The organism is Mycobacterium sp. 852002-40037_SCH5390672, assembly GCF_001665875.1.
GTDB lineage: Bacteria > Actinomycetota > Actinomycetes > Mycobacteriales > Mycobacteriaceae > Mycobacterium.
This window is the reverse complement of record NZ_LZTA01000080.1, coordinates 1-16597: the sequence shown is the minus strand read 5'-3', so window position 1 is coordinate 16597 and position 16597 is coordinate 1. Positions and strand designations below refer to the sequence as shown.

Genomic DNA, 16597 nt, shown 5'->3' with positions numbered 1-16597 from the left:
GCTCAGACCGCGGTGATGGGATGCACCTGCAATTCGCAGGCGTCGATGGTGGCCACAACCGTGAGCACGATTTCGGTGTCGGGCGGGTTGACGCGCAGGTCCGTGTAGGTGGGGCACGCGCCACCGCTGCCGTCCACGGCCATCCCCTCCACGATTGCCTGTCCCTGCGCCGAAAGCGACAGCAGCACGGTGGGCGGGACGTCGGCGCCGGGCGGCAGCCCACCCAGGTAGCCGCGCAGCGTGGGCTGAGCGTGAATCAGTGGCCCGCCGGCGCCCGAATCCACCCAGGCGTATCCGGTGAGCGTGCAAGGCTCGGCGCCACCGGCGAGGGTGAACATCAACGTCACCGCGCGATGACCCACCGCGCCTTCTGCCGGGGAGGCGGTCACGGCGACCTGCTCCGACCGGCAGGGCGTGGCTTGGTCGCCGCTCTCCAGCGGCAGGGCCGATGCGGGCCACCCGGGCATGGTGGCCGCCGCGTAAATCGTTGCGGCCGCGGCAAAGCTGCGGATTGGTCGGCGGACGCCCCGCCCATGACCCGGCACAGCGGTGATTATCCGCCATGGGGGCACGCTTTGACCCCGGATTCGCGCACCCGGCTACCACTCGCACAGCTACACCTCACGCGGCTAGGCTCGCAGTCGGCCAAAAAGCTCAGGGCCACTGAAACGGCGCAGTCTCGACACAGGAGAGAACCCAGTGACCGCCACCAATACCGCAGGCCCCTCGTCGTATCCGCCCCCGGCGCAATTCGCCGAGCAGGCCAATGCGGGTGAGGAACTGTACCGCGAGGCCGAGCAGGACCGGCTGGCCTTCTGGGCCGAGCAGGCCAACCGGCTGGCGTGGGCGACGCCGTTCACCGAGGTGCTGGACTGGTCGCAGGCACCGTTCGCCAAGTGGTTCGCCGACGGCAAGCTCAACGTCGCCTATAACTGCGTGGACCGCCACGTGGAGGCGGGGCACGGGGATCGGGTCGCGATCCACTGGGAGGGAGAACCCGTCGGGGACCACCGCAGCCTGACCTACTCCGATCTGCAATCCGAGGTATGCAAGGCCGCGAATGCGCTGACCGATCTCGGTCTGGTCGCCGGCGACCGGGTCGCGATCTACCTGCCGCTGATTCCCGAAGCGGTGATCGCGATGCTGGCCTGCGCGCGGCTGGGTCTGATGCACAGCGTGGTGTTCGCCGGCTTCACCGCCAAGGCGCTGCAGGCCCGGATCGCCGACGCGCAGGCCAAGCTGCTGATCACCAGCGACGGCCAGTTCCGCCGCGGCAAGCCGGCACCGTTGAAGGACGCGGCCGACGAGGCCGTCAAGGACGGCGACAGCCCCGTCGAGCACGTTCTTGTGGTGCGGCGCACCGGAATTGACGTGTCCTGGAACGACGACCGTGACCTGTGGTGGCACGACGTCGTCGATGCCGCGTCCCCCGAGCACACCCCGGAACCCTTCGACGCCGAGCAACCGTTGTTCCTGCTGTACACCTCGGGAACCACCGGCAAGCCCAAGGGCATCGTGCACACCAGCGGCGGCTATCTGACCCATGCCTCCTACACCCACTACTACGTCTTCGACATCAAGGCCGAAACCGACGTCTTCTGGTGCACCGCCGACATCGGCTGGGTTACCGGACACACCTACGGTGTGTACGGTCCCCTGTCCAACGGCGTCACCGAGGTCCTCTACGAAGGCACCCCCGATTCGCCCACCCAGCACCGGCATTTTGAGATCATCGAAAAGCACGGCGTGACAATCTATTACACGGCGCCCACGCTGATTCGCACGTTCATGAAGTGGGGACGCGAGATCCCCGACGCGCACGACCTGTCCAGCCTGAGGCTGCTGGGTTCGGTGGGTGAACCGATCAACCCCGAAGCGTGGCGCTGGTACCGCAGGGTGATCGGGGGCGACCGCCTTCCCATCGTCGACACCTGGTGGCAGACCGAAACGGGTGCCACAATGATCTCCCCGTTGCCCGGAGTCGCTGCGACCAAACCGGGTTCGGCCATGGCGCCGCTGCCGGGCATCTCGGCCAAGATCGTCGACGACCACGGCGATGAGCTGCCACGGGGTGCCGACAAGGGCGAACACGTCACCGGCTACCTGGTGCTCGACCAGCCGTGGCCTTCGATGCTGCGCGGCATTTGGGGCGATCCGGAACGCTACGTCGAGACCTACTGGTCCCGGTTCGCCGAGCAGGGCTGGTACTTCGCCGGCGACAGCGCCTATTACGACGGCGACGGTGCCATCTGGGTGGTGGGCCGCATCGACGACGTCATGAACGTGTCGGGGCACCGGCTGTCCACCGCGGAGGTGGAGTCGGCGCTGGTCGGTCACGCCTCGGTGGCCGAGGCGGCGGTGGTCGGGGCAACCGACGCGACCACCGGCCAGGCCATCTGCGCGTTCGTCGTCCTGCGCGCCGATCACCAAGTGCACGACGGGATCGTCGAGGAGTTGCGCGGCGAGGTGGCCAAGGAGATTTCACCCATCGCCCGCCCGCGCGAGGTTCACGTGGTGCCCGAACTACCGAAGACCCGCAGCGGCAAGATCATGCGCAGGCTGTTGCGCGACATCGCCGAAAACCGCGAATTGGGTGACACCTCGACGCTGCTCGATCCCGGCGTGTTCGACGCGATCAGGGCGGCGACGTAGTCGCTGTGGGTCAGCCCGGCAGCGGGCTGAACCCCGCACCGGGCCGATGTTTGGTGTTGATGTCGGCCAGGACCGCATTGAACGACATCACCACCGCCGGCGTGTGCAGCGGGATGTATTTGATGACGCAGGTCGGCAGGTTGTCGCTGAACGCTCCGTGGATCATTCCGACCAACTGATTGTTGACGGTGACCGGCGCGCCGGAGTCACCCGGCTGACCACAGACCTGCATGAGGATGCTGCCCGGCGTCTGACCCATGCCCCAGGTGACGCCGCACGAATTGCCGGTCGTGCGGCCCTGTTTGCAGGCGATCTCGCCGACGGCGGGGTCCGGACCGATGCCGCTGATCAAGAAGCCGTTGAAGTTGGCCACCGGCGTCACCTTGGCCGGATCGAACTTGATCACCGCGTAGTCGAGGTTGTCGTTACCGCCGACCATGGTGCCCAATACGCCCGCGTTTTCCGCGCCCTCGGCGGTGACCTGTGCGCCCGGGCCGCCGCAGTGCGCGGAAGTGAAACCGATCAGCTCGCCGGCGGCGTCGCCGCCGATGGTGGTCAGGGTGCACATGGTGTCGCCGTTGATGACGATGCCCGCACCACCGCCGATCGGAATCCGGACGTCAGCTGCCGCGGCCCGGGCAAGCGACCCCATCGCGGCCACGAGCAGGGCAACCATCGCCACTGAGAAGCACCGGTGCGCGCTCCGCACAGCCCCACTCCCATCGGTCGGCCGGCCATCGCGACCGGCTTGGCCGAGTGTAATCGGCCGGGATGTGATGTTCGCTCTGGAAAGCGTGTAGGCCCCGCGGCGTCGCCGACCGCCTTCTGTCCGAACCGAACTGGCCTTTTGGCGCTCAAACCTGGGGCGCAGTGCTCGGCTGGCCTCGTCTGGCTTCGCGCCACATGGCAACATAAACCGCGACGACAGCGAGCCGGGTAATGACGAAAGAGGACGGTCTGTGAGCAAAGCCGATGGCAAGAACGGTGTGCCCAGCACCTTGACCACGATTCCGTTGACCGACCCGCATGCCAAACCTGCCGAGCCGTCGATCGGTGACCTGATCAAAGACGCGACCACGCAGGTCTCCACGCTGGTGCGCGCCGAAGTCGAACTGGCGCGCGCCGAAATTACCCGGGACGTCAAAAAAGGGCTCACCGGCAGCGTCTTCTTCATCGCCGCGCTGGTGGTGCTGTTTTACTCCACCTTCTTTTTCTTCTTCTTCATCGCCGAGCTGCTCGACACCTGGCTGTGGCGCTGGGTGGCGTACCTGATCGTGTTCGGGATCATGGTGGTGGTCGGCGCCGTGCTGGCCCTGCTGGGCTTCCTCAAGGTGCGCCGGATCCGGGGACCGCGCCAGACGATCGAATCGGTCCGGGAGACACGCAGCGCGCTCACACCGGGCCACGACAAGGCCCCCGGTGGCGCCAAACAGCTCCCCGAGCCCCGCGGCAAGCACGCGAAGCCCGGAGACGACGCTGCCGCCGATCCATCGGGTTGGTAGATGGCGCCGCCGGATCCGTCGGTAACCCGCATCGAGGGGCCGTGGCGTCATCTCGATGTACACGCCAACGGCATCCGCTTCCACGTCGTCGAGACCCGCAGCGATGCCGACGGCCCGTCGGCTACTGCTCCCCCTACGGCACGCCCACTGGTGATGCTGCTGCACGGTTTCGGATCGTTCTGGTGGTCGTGGCGTCATCAGCTGCGCGGACTGCGGGGGGCGCGAGTGGTCGCCGTCGACCTGCGCGGCTACGGCGGCAGCGATAAGCCGCCCCGCGGCTACGACGGCTGGACGATGGCCGGCGACACGGCCGGACTCATTCGGGCACTGGGGCACTCCTCGGCGACTTTGGTGGGCCACGCCGACGGCGGGCTGGGGTGCTGGGCCACGGCCTTGCTGCATCCGCGGCTGGTGTCGGCGATCGCGCTGATCAGTTCGCCGCACCCGGCGGCGTTACGACGATCCACGTTGACGCGGCGCGACCAGGGTTACGCACTTCTGCCGACGCTGCTGCAATACCAAGTACCGTTGTGGCCCGAGCGCCTGTTGACCCGAGACAACGCCGCCGAGATCGAGCGCCTCGTCCGAAGCCGTAGTTGCGGGAAATGGCTTGCCTCGGAAGACTTTTCCGAAACAATCGGCCATCTGCGGACGGCGATTCAAATCCCGGGGGCCGCACATTGCGCACTGGAATACCAGCGTTGGGCCGTACGCAGCCAGCTGCGCGATGAAGGCAGGCGCTTCATGAGGTCAATGAGCACGCAGCTTCGCGTGCCGCTGTTGCACCTACGCGGTGAAGCGGATCCGTACGTGCTGGCCGACCCGGTCGACCGTACACAGCGCTACGCGCCACAGGGGCGCTACCTATCCATTGCCGGCGCAGGGCATTTCAGCCACGAAGAGGAGCCCGAGGACATCAACAGGCACCTGACGAAGTTCCTCGAACAGGTGCACCTGACGCGAGCGAGGTAAACGCGGCGGCTCAGCCGACGCAGGACCCGGTGCCCACCATCTGGGTGTCACCGATGCGGGCAAGCTGACTGGCCACCTCGTCGGCGGTCAACACGAAGCCGGTGTCGGGATCGTCGACAGCCGCGCCGAACACCACACCGAGCACGTGACCGTCCAGATCGATCAACGGTCCACCCGAATTGCCTTGCTCCACATTGGCTCTGATCGTGTAGACATCACGGGTCACCGGTGCCGGATCCCGATAGATGTCGGGGCCGCTCAGTTTGATCAGCTCGCGAATCCTGGCCGGGGTCGCGGTGAAGTTCCCACCGCCGGGATAACCCAGGACTACCACACTGGCACCGGTTTTCGCGTCGGCCTGGGCGAAAGCCAATGGGGGCGGAGGCAAGTTGGGGACGGCCAGAATCGCGATGTCGACCGCCGGATCGTAGGACACCACGGTGGCGTCGAGGGGATTACCGCTGGCGTAGATCTGAACGCTGTTGGAGCCGGCCACCACGTGCGCATTGGTCATCACCCGATCGGGTGCGATCACGAATCCGCTGCCCTCCAACACTTTCTGGCAGCTGGGGGCCAGGCTGCGCACCTTGACCACACTGGGCGCGGTGGCCTGCACCACCGGGTTGCCGGCCAGCTCGGGATCGGGAGAGGCGACCGGAATGACCGGCGTGCGGCTGAACGGCTCCAGCACCGCCGGCAGACCGGAGGTATTCAGCAGCGCCGAAAGCCGCTTGGGCACCGTCTTGAGCCAGGGCGGCGCTACGTCGTTGACCTGAGCCAACACTCGCGACCCGCGGACCGCGGCGGCCAGTTCCGGCTGGTCCTTGGACTGGGTCAGCGGCGTCGCCAACAACCACGCCGCGGTCAGCACCACGACCAGCTGGACCGCCACCCCGATGACCGAGTCCACCGTTCGGATGGAACGGCTGCGGATCGCGCTGCGGACGGCGCGCCCCAGCACCACACCGGCGACCTCGCCGATGACGACCAGCGCGAGGATCAAGAACAGTGCGGCAAACAATTTGGCCCGCGGCGCGGCGATATGGCTGACCAGGTGGGGCGCCAGCAGCACTCCCGCGATCGCGCCGAGTAGCACTCCCACGAACGACAGCAATGAGCCCAACGCGCCCGAGCGCCAGCCCGAGACCGCCGCGATGAACGCGACGGCCAGGACGGCGACATCCAGCCACTGCGACGGGCTCATCGAATTCAGGTTCATCGGGGGGGCCCGCCCCGCTCGCCGACCAGCGCCATCGCCGCGTCCAACTCCCGCTCGTCGCTGGTGTCCCACGGCTGGGCCCAGCCGGCGACGTCGAGCAGCGCAGAAATCACCTGGCCAGTGAATCCCCAGACCAGCATCTCGTTGAGCAGAAACGCCGGGCCGGCCCACCGACGACCGAGATCGCCGCGGTACACCATCAGTCGGTTGTCCGGGTTGATGAAGGCGCGCACCGGAACTCGCGCGACGATCGCCGTCTCGGCCTCGTTGACGACGGACACCGGACCGGGATCCGGCGAGTAGGCCAGTACCGGGACGACGTGAAACTGCGACGGCGCGATGAACATCTTTTCCATCGTCGCCAGGGGATACAGTCTGCTGACGTCGATGCCGGTTTCCTCGTGAGCCTCGCGCAGCGCGGTGTCCACCGGACCATCGTCGGTGGGATCGGAGGCGCCGCCGGGAAACGCCGCCTGGCCGGCGTGGTGGCGAAGGGTCGACGCCCGCACGGTGACGAGCAGGTCGGCGTCGTCAGGGATACCGCCGTCGGGCGGCCCGGATTCCGGACCGGAGATCAACACCAGCACAGCGGCTTCGCGGCCGGCGCCGCTCAGAGTTGTCAGCGCCGACACGGCCTTGGTGGTGATCATCGCCAGCACGTCGGCCGGCAGGCGGCGCCGGGCCGCATCGGGAATGTCGTCGACGTGGTCGACCAACGGACGCAGCCAGGACGGGCAGGCGTCGGGCCTCAGCGCAACGGTCCCGCGCGCGGGGGCGGGGTCCCCATTCCGCAGGGGCGAACCCCCAGCACTCACGGCCCCTCCAGTCGGTTCAATTTTTCCGCTTATCCCCTGTCGTTGCCGATCGCAGCCGCGATCTCGTCGACAGTGTTGAAAGCTCGTGGCAGCGTCTGGGCAACGCTACCGTCCGGCCGCAGGACCACCGTCGCGGGCATCACATTTACCACCCGCAGCGCGGCCGCGACCCGGCGACGACCGTCCTGCAGGGTCGGCAGGCGCACACCGAGCTCGGCCAGCCGCAGCAAGGCGGCCGTCTCGTTCTCGTCTTGATGCACCGTCACCACCATTACGTCCGAACCGGCCCGACGTTGATACTCGGCCATCGCGGGCAGTTCGGCGGCGCACGGCGCGCACCAATATGCCCAGAAGTTGAGGACCACCCGGCGCCCGGCCACCGCGTGGGCGACGTCGACGACGGAACCGTCGGCGGCACAATCCGCCGTCACACCCCGTAGCGCCTCGGGGCCCGGACCATTTCCGGCGCCGGGGCACGGCGGCAGGCTGGCGCGCTGGCGCGGACCGGATAAGGCTTCGGGCGTATCGGCGTCCCGGTGTTCCCGGTCGGCCACTTGCTGATGGTTCGCGGGCGTGCCCGTCGTGGCGGAATCATCGCGCAGCTGGGCGACCAGCGCGGCGATCAGCGCCACCACCACCGCCAGAATCGCAATGTGCCAGCGAGTCCTCCGGGTGAAGGTCGGCCTCGAAATAGGCATGCAGTCCCTGGGCGCGTCGGTCGCAGACCGGCTTACAGCCCGGCCAAGGCGAGCAGGTGCTCGGTTTCCGGACCCTTCACCAGGGGCGCGGCCAGCGCCGGTTCGGTGGGGCCCAGGCCGAAGGAGGGGCAGTCTTTGGCGACCAGGCAGACGCCGCACGCCGGTTTGCGCGCGTGGCATACCCGGCGGCCGTGGAAGATCACCCGGTGGCTCAACATGGTCCACTCACCGCGTTCGATGAGCTCGCCGACGGAGTGCTCGATTTTGACCGGATCCTCGTCCGCGGTCCAGCGCCACCTGTGCACCAGCCGGGCGAAATGGGTGTCGACGGTGATGCCGGGCACCCCGAAGGCGTTTCCCAGAATGACGTTGGCCGTCTTGCGTCCCACTCCGGGCAGGGTGACCAGTTCGGCCATGGTCGAAGGCACCTCGCCGTCGAACCGTTCGACCAGGGCTTGCCCCAGGCCGATCAGCGAGGACGCCTTGTTACGGAAGAAACCGGTCGGACGGATCAGGGTTTCCAGCTCGGCGCGGTCCGCTTGGGCATAATCCAGCGCCGACGGGTACCGCTTGAACAATGCCGGCGTCGTCAGATTGACCCGTTTATCGGTGCTTTGCGCCGAAAGGATGGTGGCGACGGTCAGTTCCAGCGGCGTCGTGAAGTCCAGCTCGCAGTGCGCGTCCGGAAACGCTTGTGCCAGCGCACGATTCATTCGCCGTGCCCGTCGTACCAAGCCGACTCGGGTCTCTTCCGACCAGCGCCGCGCGTCGACGCCGCCGGGCGGGGCCGGAGTCGATTTCGAACGCCCGGACGACTTTGCCGCTGTCACCTACGACAGAGTACTGATTTCGTGATCTGGCCGAGACCCCGTGTTGATTCAAGGCCATGTTTACTCTTCGTGTGTCGTGGTTGCTGGTGGCCGGTGTTCCGGTGCTGCTGATGCTGGCGGCGCTGGGTCTTGGGCGGCTCGAAGCCGAACTCGCCCCGGACGCCTTGGCAGCGGCCGATGTCGACGAGTTCCTCGAGCGTTCCGGCGGTATGGATATGCACACGCTGGCGTCCGAAGGCATGCCGGAGGCGCTGGAATACCTGCATCGGCGCGAGGTTCAGCAGCTAGCGGCGGCTCCGGCGAACGGGCGCAGCGGCGGGCCGCGTCACGCCGCGCCGTCGTTTGCGGTCGGCTTCGACGACCGCGATGAGATGACATTGCCGACGCGAATACACGGCCATTCGCACGTCAATCCGCAGTTTAGGGCACCTCGACACGCCAATCGTGTGTAGCGTTGGCACGTTGGACACAACGGCGTTCCTCTAGACTCGTCACGCGAGCAAGGGGTTAGCCTGCCCGTATCACATTAATTTTCTGGGAAAGTTGAAGAGGCAACGTGGACGAGATCCTGGCAAGGGCAGGAATCTTCCAAGGGGTTGAACCCGGCGCAGTCACAGCACTGACCAAGCAGCTGCAACCCGTCGACTTCCCCCGTGGACACACGGTCTTCGCCGAGGGGGAACCCGGCGATCGGCTGTACATCATCGTCTCGGGGAAGGTGAAGATCGGTCGCCGTTCGCCCGATGGACGCGAGAACCTGCTGACGATCATGGGCCCTTCCGACATGTTCGGCGAACTGTCGATCTTCGACCCGGGTCCGCGGACGTCCAGCGCCACCACCATCACCGAGGTGCGTGCGGTGTCGATGGACCGCGACGCGCTGCGGGCGTGGATCGCCGATCGTCCCGAGATCGCCGAGCAGCTGCTGCGGGTGTTGGCCCGGCGCCTGCGCCGCACCAACAACAACCTGGCCGACCTCATCTTCACCGACGTACCCGGCCGGGTGGCCAAGCAGCTGCTGCAGCTCGCCCAGCGGTTCGGCACGCAAGAGGGTGGCGCTATGCGGGTCACCCACGACCTGACGCAGGAAGAGATCGCGCAGCTGGTGGGGGCGTCGCGGGAGACGGTGAACAAGGCGCTGGCCGACTTCGCCCACCGCGGCTGGATCCGCCTCGAGGGTAAGAGCGTGCTGATCTCGGATTCCGAGAGGCTGGCGCGCCGAGCGCGGTAGCCGACCACGGGGCGGTAGCTCGACGGCCGCCGGCGCTAGCGCATTCCAGGAGCGCTGTGCGCTCCCCGAGCCGGGACTGGTGGGCCGGTAGCGACCCACGCAAACACAATTACGCCGACGACTCCGCGCGCAGAAAATTCAGCTGCACCTGCACCGACCACTCGGCGGCATCCCAGAGCTTCTCGTCGACATCGACATAGACGTGTTCGACGATCCGCCGGGCGCTGGCATCCTCCCCCAGCTCCCGCAACGCCGAACGCACCTGATCCAATCGCTCCCGCCGGTGCGCAAGGTAGCCCTGCGTGACGCTTTCCAGATCGGTCAGGTCCGGACCGTGTCCCGGCAGCACCGCCCGTCGGCCCAAGCCACGCAGTCGCCGCAGCGATTCCAGGTAGTCCGTCAGGCTGCCGTCCTCCTTGTCGAGGACGGCAGTGCCGCGGCCCAGCACCGTATCGGCGGTTAACACGGCATCGTCGAGCAGGAAGGACAGCGAATCGGCGGTGTGGCCGGGGGTCGCCAGGACCTTGATCCTGAGGCCGGCGGCATCGATGACCTCGCCGTCGGTCAGCTCGCCGCCAAGGCCGCGCAGGAAACCACTGCCCGCCGAGCGCACGGTCGCGCCGGTCAGTTCGACCAGCTTGTCGATGCCATCGGTGTGATCGCTGTGCCGGTGGCTGATCAGGACCAGGGCGATACGGCCCAGCGCGGCGATCCGTGCGATGTGCTCGTCGTCGTCGGGTCCGGGGTCGACGATGACCAACTCGTCGCTGCGCGGGCCGCGCAGCACCCAGGTGTTGGTGCCCTCGAGCGTCAGCAAACCGGGGTTATCGGCCAACAGGACCGAGGCGGTCTCGGTGACCGCCCGCAACTTGGCGTATGCGGGATGGGTCAGCGACTCGGCGGCCTGGGGCACGGACGTCAGCCGACCTCGACGATCAGCTCCACTTCCACCGGCGCATCCAGTGGCAGCTCGGAGACGCCGACCGCCGAACGCGCATGCGCGCCCCGCTCGCCGAACACCTCACCGAGCAGCTCGGAGGCCCCGTTGATGACGCCTGGCTGGCCGTTGAAGCCCGGGGCCGACGCGACGAATCCGACGACCTTCACCACCCGGGTCACCGCGTCGATACCCACCAGCGAGTCGACAGCCGCCAGCGCGTTGAGCGCACAGATCCGCGCCATCGCGTTGCCCTCGTCCGGGCTGACGTCGGCACCGACCTTGCCGGTGGCCAACAGCTTTCCGGCCTGCATCGGGAGCTGGCCCGCGGTGTAGACCAGGTTGCCGGTGCGCACCGCCGGTACATAGGAGGCCAGCGGCGCAACCACCTCCGGAAGCGCGAGCCCGAGCTGCCCGAGCCGGGCCGAAGCACTCATCGGACCCGACGCTTTACTTGGGGCGCTTCAGATACGCGACGTGCTGCTCGCCGGTCGGCCCTTGCAGCACGGACACCAGCTCCCAGCCGTCGGCACCCCACTGGTCGAGGATCTGTTTGGTGGCATGCGTCAGCAGCGGGACCGTGACGTACTCCCATGCGGTCGGTTGGGTCATGCCGCGAGCTTATCGGGCGCACGTGAACCGCTCCGGCCAGCCCACGGGCCGGTCGGGCTAGCATGCGAAGGTGGCAACCACATCGAGCGGCGGACCTGCCGTCGGCTGGCCGGCGCGCTTGACGAAGGCCCGTTTACATTTTGTGACCGGCAAAGGCGGCACGGGCAAGTCGACCATCGCGGCCGCGCTGGCACTGACCCTGGCCGCCGGAGGCCGCAAAGTCCTGCTCGTGGAAGTCGAGGGCCGCCAAGGGATTGCGCAACTCTTCGACGTCCCTCCCCTGCCGTTTCAAGAGGTGAAGATCGCCACCGCCGAGCGCGGCGGTCAGGTCAACGCACTGGCGATCGACATCGAGGCCGCCTTCCTGGAATACCTCGACATGTTCTACAACCTGGGCATTGCCGGCCGTGCGATGCGCCGCATCGGCGCCATCGAGTTCGCCACGACGATCGCGCCCGGTCTGCGTGACGTGCTGCTGACCGGCAAGATCAAAGAGACGGTGATACGGGTCGACAAGAATCGGCTCCCGGTTTATGACGCGATCGTCGTCGACGCCCCGCCGACCGGACGGATCGCGCGCTTCCTCGATGTCACCAAGGCCGTGTCCGATTTGGCCAAGGGCGGTCCGGTGCATTCGCAGGCCGAAGGCGTGGTGAAGTTACTGCACTCCGAGCAGACGGCCATTCACTTAGTCACCCTGTTGGAGGCGTTGCCGGTCCAGGAAACGCTCGAAGCAATCGAGGAGCTTGCCGAGATGCAGCTACCGATCGGCAGTGTGATTGTGAACCGCAACATTCCCTCTTACCTGCAGCCGGCCGATCTGGCGAAGGCCGCCGAGGGAGACGTCGATGCGGACTCGGTGCGGGCCGGATTGGAAAAATCCGGAATCACCTTGAACGACAAGGATTTCGCGGGCCTGCTGACGGAGACCATCGAGCACGCGACGGTCGTCGCTACGCGTGCCGAAATCGCACAACAGCTCGATGCGTTGAAAGTGGCGCGACTGGAACTACCAGCCATTTCCGACGGAGTCGACCTCGGGAGCCTCTACGAGCTGTCGGAATCACTTGCACAGCAGGGAGTTCGATGAGCACCACGCCCAAACGGCTTGATATGGCCGCTATCCTGGCGGACACCACCAATCGTGTGGTGGTGTGCTGCGGCGCGGGTGGGGTGGGCAAGACCACCACCGCGGCCGCGATCGCGCTGCGCGCCGCCGAATACGGGCGCAACGTCTGCGTTTTGACGATCGATCCGGCCAAACGACTGGCCCAAGCGCTCGGAGTCAGCGACCTGGGAAACACGCCGCAGCGAGTCCCGCTGGCGGCGGAGGTTTCCGGCGAGCTGCACGCGATGATGCTCGACATGCGTCGCACCTTCGACGAAATGGTGGTCCAATACTCCGGACCCGGTCGCGCACAAGCGATCCTGGATAACCAATTCTATCAGACCGTCGCCAGTTCACTCGCCGGCACGCAGGAATACATGGCGATGGAGAAGCTGGGCCAGCTGCTGGCCGAGGATCGCTGGGACCTGGTGGTCGTCGATACCCCGCCGTCGCGCAACGCACTGGACTTCCTGGACGCGCCGAAGCGACTGGGCAGCTTCATGGACAGCCGGCTGTGGCGGCTGCTCCTGGCGCCGGGCCGGGGCATCGGACGGTTGGTAACCGGCGCAATGGGTTTGGCGATGAAGGCGATTTCCACCATCCTGGGTTCACAAATGCTCGGCGATGCCGCAGCGTTCGTGCAGTCGCTGGACGCCACCTTCGGCGGCTTCCGCGAAAAGGCCGATCGCACCTACGCGCTGCTGAAAAGGCGTGGGACGCAGTTCGTTGTGGTGTCAGCGGCCGAACCCGACGCGCTGCGCGAGGCGGCCTTCTTCGTCGACCGGCTGTCGCAGGAAGGGATGCCGCTCGCCGGGTTGGTCTTGAACCGCACCCATCCGCCGTTGTGCTCCCTGCCGGTCGAGCGGGCGATCGACGGCAGCGAAATGCTGGACCACGACGCCGATTCCGAAGTGGCCTCGCTGGCCTCGGCGGTGTTGAGGATTCATGCGGACCGCGCGCAGACCGCCAAGCGGGAGATCAGGTTGCTTTCCCGATTCACCGGAGCCAATCCGCACGTGCCGCTCATCGGCGTTCCGTCGCTGCCGTTTGATGTTTCGGATCTGGAGTCGCTGCGCGCGCTCGCCGACCAGATCACTTCGGTCGGTGACGATGCGGGCCGGGCTGCGGCCCGCTGAGGAACCGGCCCATTGGCCGCGTCGGTGACGATGCGGGCCGGGCTGCGGCCCGCTGAGGAACCGGCCCATCTGGCCGCGTCGGTGACGATGCGGGCCGGGCAGCGGCCCGCTGAGTAACCGGGCCGGCCTGCTGTAACAGAATCGTAATGACGAGCAGCCGTCAACGGTGCGGCAAAGCGTCAGCCGACGCTGCGGGTTCGCTTCTTGTCGAAGAAGTCGGCCCAGGAAACGACCTCGGGGTGCTGCTTGAGCAGGGCGCGGCGTTGCCGCTCGGTCATGCCACCCCAGACCCCGAACTCGACCTTGTTGTCCAGCGCGTCTGCCCCGCACTCCTGCATCACCGGGCAATGCCGGCAGATCACTGCCGCTTTACGCTGGGCCGCTCCGCGGACAAACAGTTCGTCGGGATCGGTAGTCCGGCAGAGCGCCCGTGAGACCCAGGCGATCCGTTCTTCGGCATCGACGCTGTGAAGTACCCCTTGTGCGGCCGCAATGTTTGTCCTACGCGCCGCCGACCGTATTGGTGACACGAACTGTTCCCTTCCCTACCGGCCGCCCGTCACGGCCGCCCTCCTCGGGTGCAGATCCCGACCTAGCGATCTACGCCACACCATGTACACCGGTGTTATCTGAATCTCACCGTGTGTCTAAGTTAGGTGGTCAGGTGCCAATTGCGCAACAGTCCGATAACGCTTTTTTTGGGACGAGCGTGCCGTCTCGTGCCAGAAGGCGGGCGAAGAAGTGATCTTGCACACTATGCGGCGCCTCTGACCTGTGACGCAACTGCAAATTCGAGCCCGCCGCACCCGGCCTCGAGATGGCGCAATTTTTGGGTGAACTCGCAGCGTGGCGGCGTGACTGAGGGCCGCTACTGTAGTAGCCATGTCAGACCGCCCCCCGGCCGCGCTCACGATCCTCAAGCTTGCGGGGCTGTGTTTGTTGGCCAGTGTCGTCGCTACGGCGCTGCTGTTCCCCTTCGCCGGCGGAATAGGGCTGGTGTCCAATCGGGCCTCGGAAGTGGTCGCCAACGGGTCGGCTCAGCTTCTCGAGGGCGAGGTGCCGGCCGTGTCGACGATGGTCGACGCCAAAGGCAACACCATCGCCTGGCTGTATTCGCAGCGCCGGTTCGAGGTGCCCAGTGACAAGATCGCCAACACGATGAAGTTGGCGATCGTCTCCATCGAGGACAAGCGGTTCGCCGACCACAATGGGGTGGACTGGAAAGGCACCCTGACCGGGCTGGCGGGCTATGCCCGCGGCGACGTCGACACCCGCGGTGGTTCGACCATCGAGCAGCAGTACATCAAGAACTACCAGCTGCTGGTGACCGCGAAAACCGACGCCGAGAAGCGCGCGGCGGTGGAGACCACCCCGGCCCGCAAGCTGCGCGAGATCCGCATGGCGCTGACGCTGGACAAGACCTTCACCAAGCCCGAGATCCTGACCCGGTATCTGAACCTGGTCTCGTTCGGCAACGGCTCGTTCGGCGTGCAGGACGCCGCCCAGACCTACTTCGGCATCAACGCATCCGACCTGAACTGGCAGCAGGCGGCGCTGCTCGCGGGGATGGTGCAGTCGACCAGCGCGCTCAACCCTTACATCAACCCCGACGGGGCGCTGGCGCGGCGAAACTTGGTGCTGGACACCATGATCGAGAACATTCCGCAGGAGGCCGATGCGCTGCGTGCCGCCAAGGCCACACCGCTGGGCGTCCTGCCCCAGCCCAACGAGTTGCCCCGCGGCTGCATCGCGGCGGGTGATCGGGCCTTCTTCTGCGACTACGTCCAGGAGTACCTCTCCCGGGCCGGGATCAGTAAGGAACAGGTGGCCCGGGGCGGCTACCTAATCAAGACGACGCTGGACCCGGACGTGCAGATCCCGGTCAAGACGGCCATCGACAAGTTCGCCAGCCCGACGCTTCCGGGGATCTCCAGCGTGATGAGCGTGATCCAGCCCGGCAAGACGTCGCACAAGGTGATGGCCATGGCCAGCAACCGCACCTATGGGCTCGACGTCGACGCCGGTCAAACCATGCGCCCGCAACCCTTCTCGCTGGTCGGCGACGGCGCGGGATCGGTCTTCAAGATCTTCACCACGGCCGCGGCCCTGGACATGGGAATGGGCACCAACGCCACCCTCGAGGTGCCAGGCCGGTTCCAGGCGAAGGGCATGGGCAGCGGCGGGGCCAAGGGCTGCCCCAAGGACAACTGGTGTGTGATCAACGCCGGTAACTACCGCGGGTCGATGAACGTGACCGACGCGTTGGCCACCTCGCCCAACACCGCGTTCGCCAAGCTGATCCAACAGGTCGGGGTGACGCGCACGGTGGACATGGCGATCAAACTCGGGCTGCGGTCCTACGCGGATCCGGGCACCGCCCGCGACTACAACCCCGACAGCAACGAGAGCCTGGCCGACTTCGTCAAACGGCAGAACATCGGCTCGTTCACGCTGGGCCCGATCGAGGTGAACGCGCTGGAGCTGTCCAACGTCGCGGCCACCCTCGCCTCGGGCGGCACCTGGTGCCCGCCCAACCCGATCGACAAGCTGGTCGACCGCAAGGGCAACGAGGTCGCGGTGACCACCGAGACCTGCGATCAGGTGGTGCCCGAGGGTCTGGCGAACACCCTGGCCAACGCGATGAGCAAGGACGCCCTGGGCGGTGGCACGGCGGCCGGTTCGGCCAGTGCGGCGGGCTGGGACCTGCCGGTGTCCGGTAAGACGGGCACCACCGAGGCGCACCGCTCGTCGGGCTTCGTGGGGTTCACCAACCACTACGCGGCGGCCAACTACATCTACGACGACTCCCCCAACCCCACCGATCTGTGCTCGTCCCCGCTGCGCCACTGCGGCGAGGGCGACCTGTACGGCGGTAATGAACCGGC

The 16597-nt window shown here is 66.8% G+C and carries 18 protein-coding genes; 8 read left to right on the top strand and 10 right to left on the bottom strand.

What is annotated here, in order from left to right; translation table 11 throughout:
- Positions 1-2: 2 nt before the first annotated feature.
- Positions 3-545, bottom strand: coding sequence for a DUF4232 domain-containing protein (locus A5782_RS13995; RefSeq protein WP_082942922.1), 543 nt, complete (start codon positions 543-545; stop codon positions 3-5).
- A gap of 154 nt (positions 546-699) precedes the next feature.
- Between A5782_RS13995 and acs the strand changes: the two genes are divergently transcribed.
- Positions 700-2652 (top strand): acetate--CoA ligase, encoded by a 1953-nt coding sequence (gene acs, locus A5782_RS13990; protein ID WP_067100789.1) that lies wholly within the window; start codon positions 700-702, stop codon positions 2650-2652.
- A 10-nt stretch (positions 2653-2662) separates the two neighbouring features.
- Here acs and A5782_RS13985 read toward each other — a convergent pair whose 3' ends face one another.
- Positions 2663-3361 carry a S1 family peptidase gene (locus A5782_RS13985; RefSeq protein WP_156623940.1) on the bottom strand — a complete coding sequence of 233 codons (699 nt, stop codon included), beginning with the start codon at positions 3359-3361 and terminating at the stop codon, positions 2663-2665.
- Positions 3362-3611: 250 nt separating this feature from the next.
- On the opposite strand from A5782_RS13985, the gene A5782_RS13980 reads away from it, so the two are divergent.
- Together A5782_RS13980 and A5782_RS13975 are read left to right on the top strand one after the other, a co-directional pair.
- Positions 3612-4154, top strand: coding sequence for a phage holin family protein (locus A5782_RS13980; RefSeq protein ID WP_067100783.1), 543 nt, complete (start codon positions 3612-3614; stop codon positions 4152-4154).
- Positions 4155-5126, top strand: a complete 972-nt coding sequence (locus A5782_RS13975; RefSeq protein WP_067100778.1) for an alpha/beta fold hydrolase — start codon at positions 4155-4157, stop codon at positions 5124-5126.
- 10 nt (positions 5127-5136) lie between these two features.
- Here the strand turns inward: A5782_RS13975 and marP are convergent, their stop codons facing one another.
- Genes marP through nth form a run of 4 tightly spaced genes read right to left on the bottom strand, consistent with a single transcriptional unit; the run spans position 5137 to position 8571 of the window.
- A complete protein-coding gene (marP, locus tag A5782_RS13970; RefSeq protein WP_156623939.1) occupies positions 5137-6330 on the bottom strand; it encodes an acid resistance serine protease MarP in 1194 nt (397 codons plus the stop codon).
- Positions 6331-6341: 11 nt separating this feature from the next.
- Positions 6342-7160, bottom strand: coding sequence for a CoA pyrophosphatase (locus tag A5782_RS13965; RefSeq protein ID WP_067100772.1), 819 nt, complete (start codon positions 7158-7160; stop codon positions 6342-6344).
- 29 nt (positions 7161-7189) lie between these two features.
- Positions 7190-7858: a TlpA disulfide reductase family protein gene (locus tag A5782_RS13960; protein ID WP_067100768.1), complete on the bottom strand. Its 669-nt coding sequence runs from the start codon at positions 7856-7858 to the stop codon at positions 7190-7192.
- Positions 7859-7890: 32 nt separating this feature from the next.
- Complete coding sequence (nth, locus tag A5782_RS13955; protein WP_067100764.1) at positions 7891-8571, bottom strand: endonuclease III; 681 nt, start codon at positions 8569-8571, stop codon at positions 7891-7893.
- A 173-nt stretch (positions 8572-8744) separates the two neighbouring features.
- On the opposite strand from nth, the gene A5782_RS13950 reads away from it, so the two are divergent.
- Together A5782_RS13950 and crp are read left to right on the top strand one after the other, a co-directional pair.
- Positions 8745-9140: a hypothetical protein gene (locus A5782_RS13950; protein WP_231986681.1), complete on the top strand. Its 396-nt coding sequence runs from the start codon at positions 8745-8747 to the stop codon at positions 9138-9140.
- Between the two features lie 104 nt (positions 9141-9244).
- Positions 9245-9919, top strand: a complete 675-nt coding sequence (gene crp, locus A5782_RS13945) for a cAMP-activated global transcriptional regulator CRP (RefSeq protein ID WP_036465140.1) — start codon at positions 9245-9247, stop codon at positions 9917-9919.
- Positions 9920-10028: 109 nt separating this feature from the next.
- Here crp and A5782_RS13940 read toward each other — a convergent pair whose 3' ends face one another.
- Genes A5782_RS13940 through A5782_RS26195 form a run of 3 tightly spaced genes read right to left on the bottom strand, consistent with a single transcriptional unit; the run spans position 10029 to position 11468 of the window.
- Entirely contained in the window at positions 10029-10832 is an 804-nt protein-coding gene (locus A5782_RS13940) for an MBL fold metallo-hydrolase (protein ID WP_067100757.1), read from the bottom strand.
- 5 nt (positions 10833-10837) lie between these two features.
- A complete protein-coding gene (locus tag A5782_RS13935; protein ID WP_067100752.1) occupies positions 10838-11293 on the bottom strand; it encodes a RidA family protein in 456 nt (151 codons plus the stop codon).
- Positions 11294-11306: 13 nt separating this feature from the next.
- On the bottom strand, positions 11307-11468 hold the full coding sequence (locus tag A5782_RS26195) for a DUF4177 domain-containing protein (protein ID WP_156623938.1): 162 nt from the start codon (positions 11466-11468) through the stop codon (positions 11307-11309).
- Positions 11469-11538: 70 nt separating this feature from the next.
- On the opposite strand from A5782_RS26195, the gene A5782_RS13930 reads away from it, so the two are divergent.
- Together A5782_RS13930 and A5782_RS13925 are read left to right on the top strand one after the other, a co-directional pair.
- Positions 11539-12558, top strand: a complete 1020-nt coding sequence (locus tag A5782_RS13930) for an ArsA-related P-loop ATPase (RefSeq protein ID WP_067100748.1) — start codon at positions 11539-11541, stop codon at positions 12556-12558.
- Entirely contained in the window at positions 12555-13712 is a 1158-nt protein-coding gene (locus tag A5782_RS13925) for an ArsA family ATPase (protein ID WP_067100744.1), read from the top strand. The genes A5782_RS13930 and A5782_RS13925 overlap by 4 nt, the downstream gene beginning before the upstream one ends.
- A gap of 179 nt (positions 13713-13891) precedes the next feature.
- On the opposite strand, the gene A5782_RS13920 is transcribed toward A5782_RS13925, so the two are convergent.
- Positions 13892-14242 (bottom strand): WhiB family transcriptional regulator, encoded by a 351-nt coding sequence (locus tag A5782_RS13920; RefSeq protein WP_067100741.1) that lies wholly within the window; start codon positions 14240-14242, stop codon positions 13892-13894.
- Between the two features lie 352 nt (positions 14243-14594).
- Here A5782_RS13920 and ponA2 point away from each other — a divergent pair.
- Positions 14595-16597, top strand: a 2003-nt coding sequence (gene ponA2 / locus A5782_RS13915; protein WP_067100737.1) for a transglycosylase/D,D-transpeptidase PonA2, incomplete at its 3' end; no start/stop codon positions are given.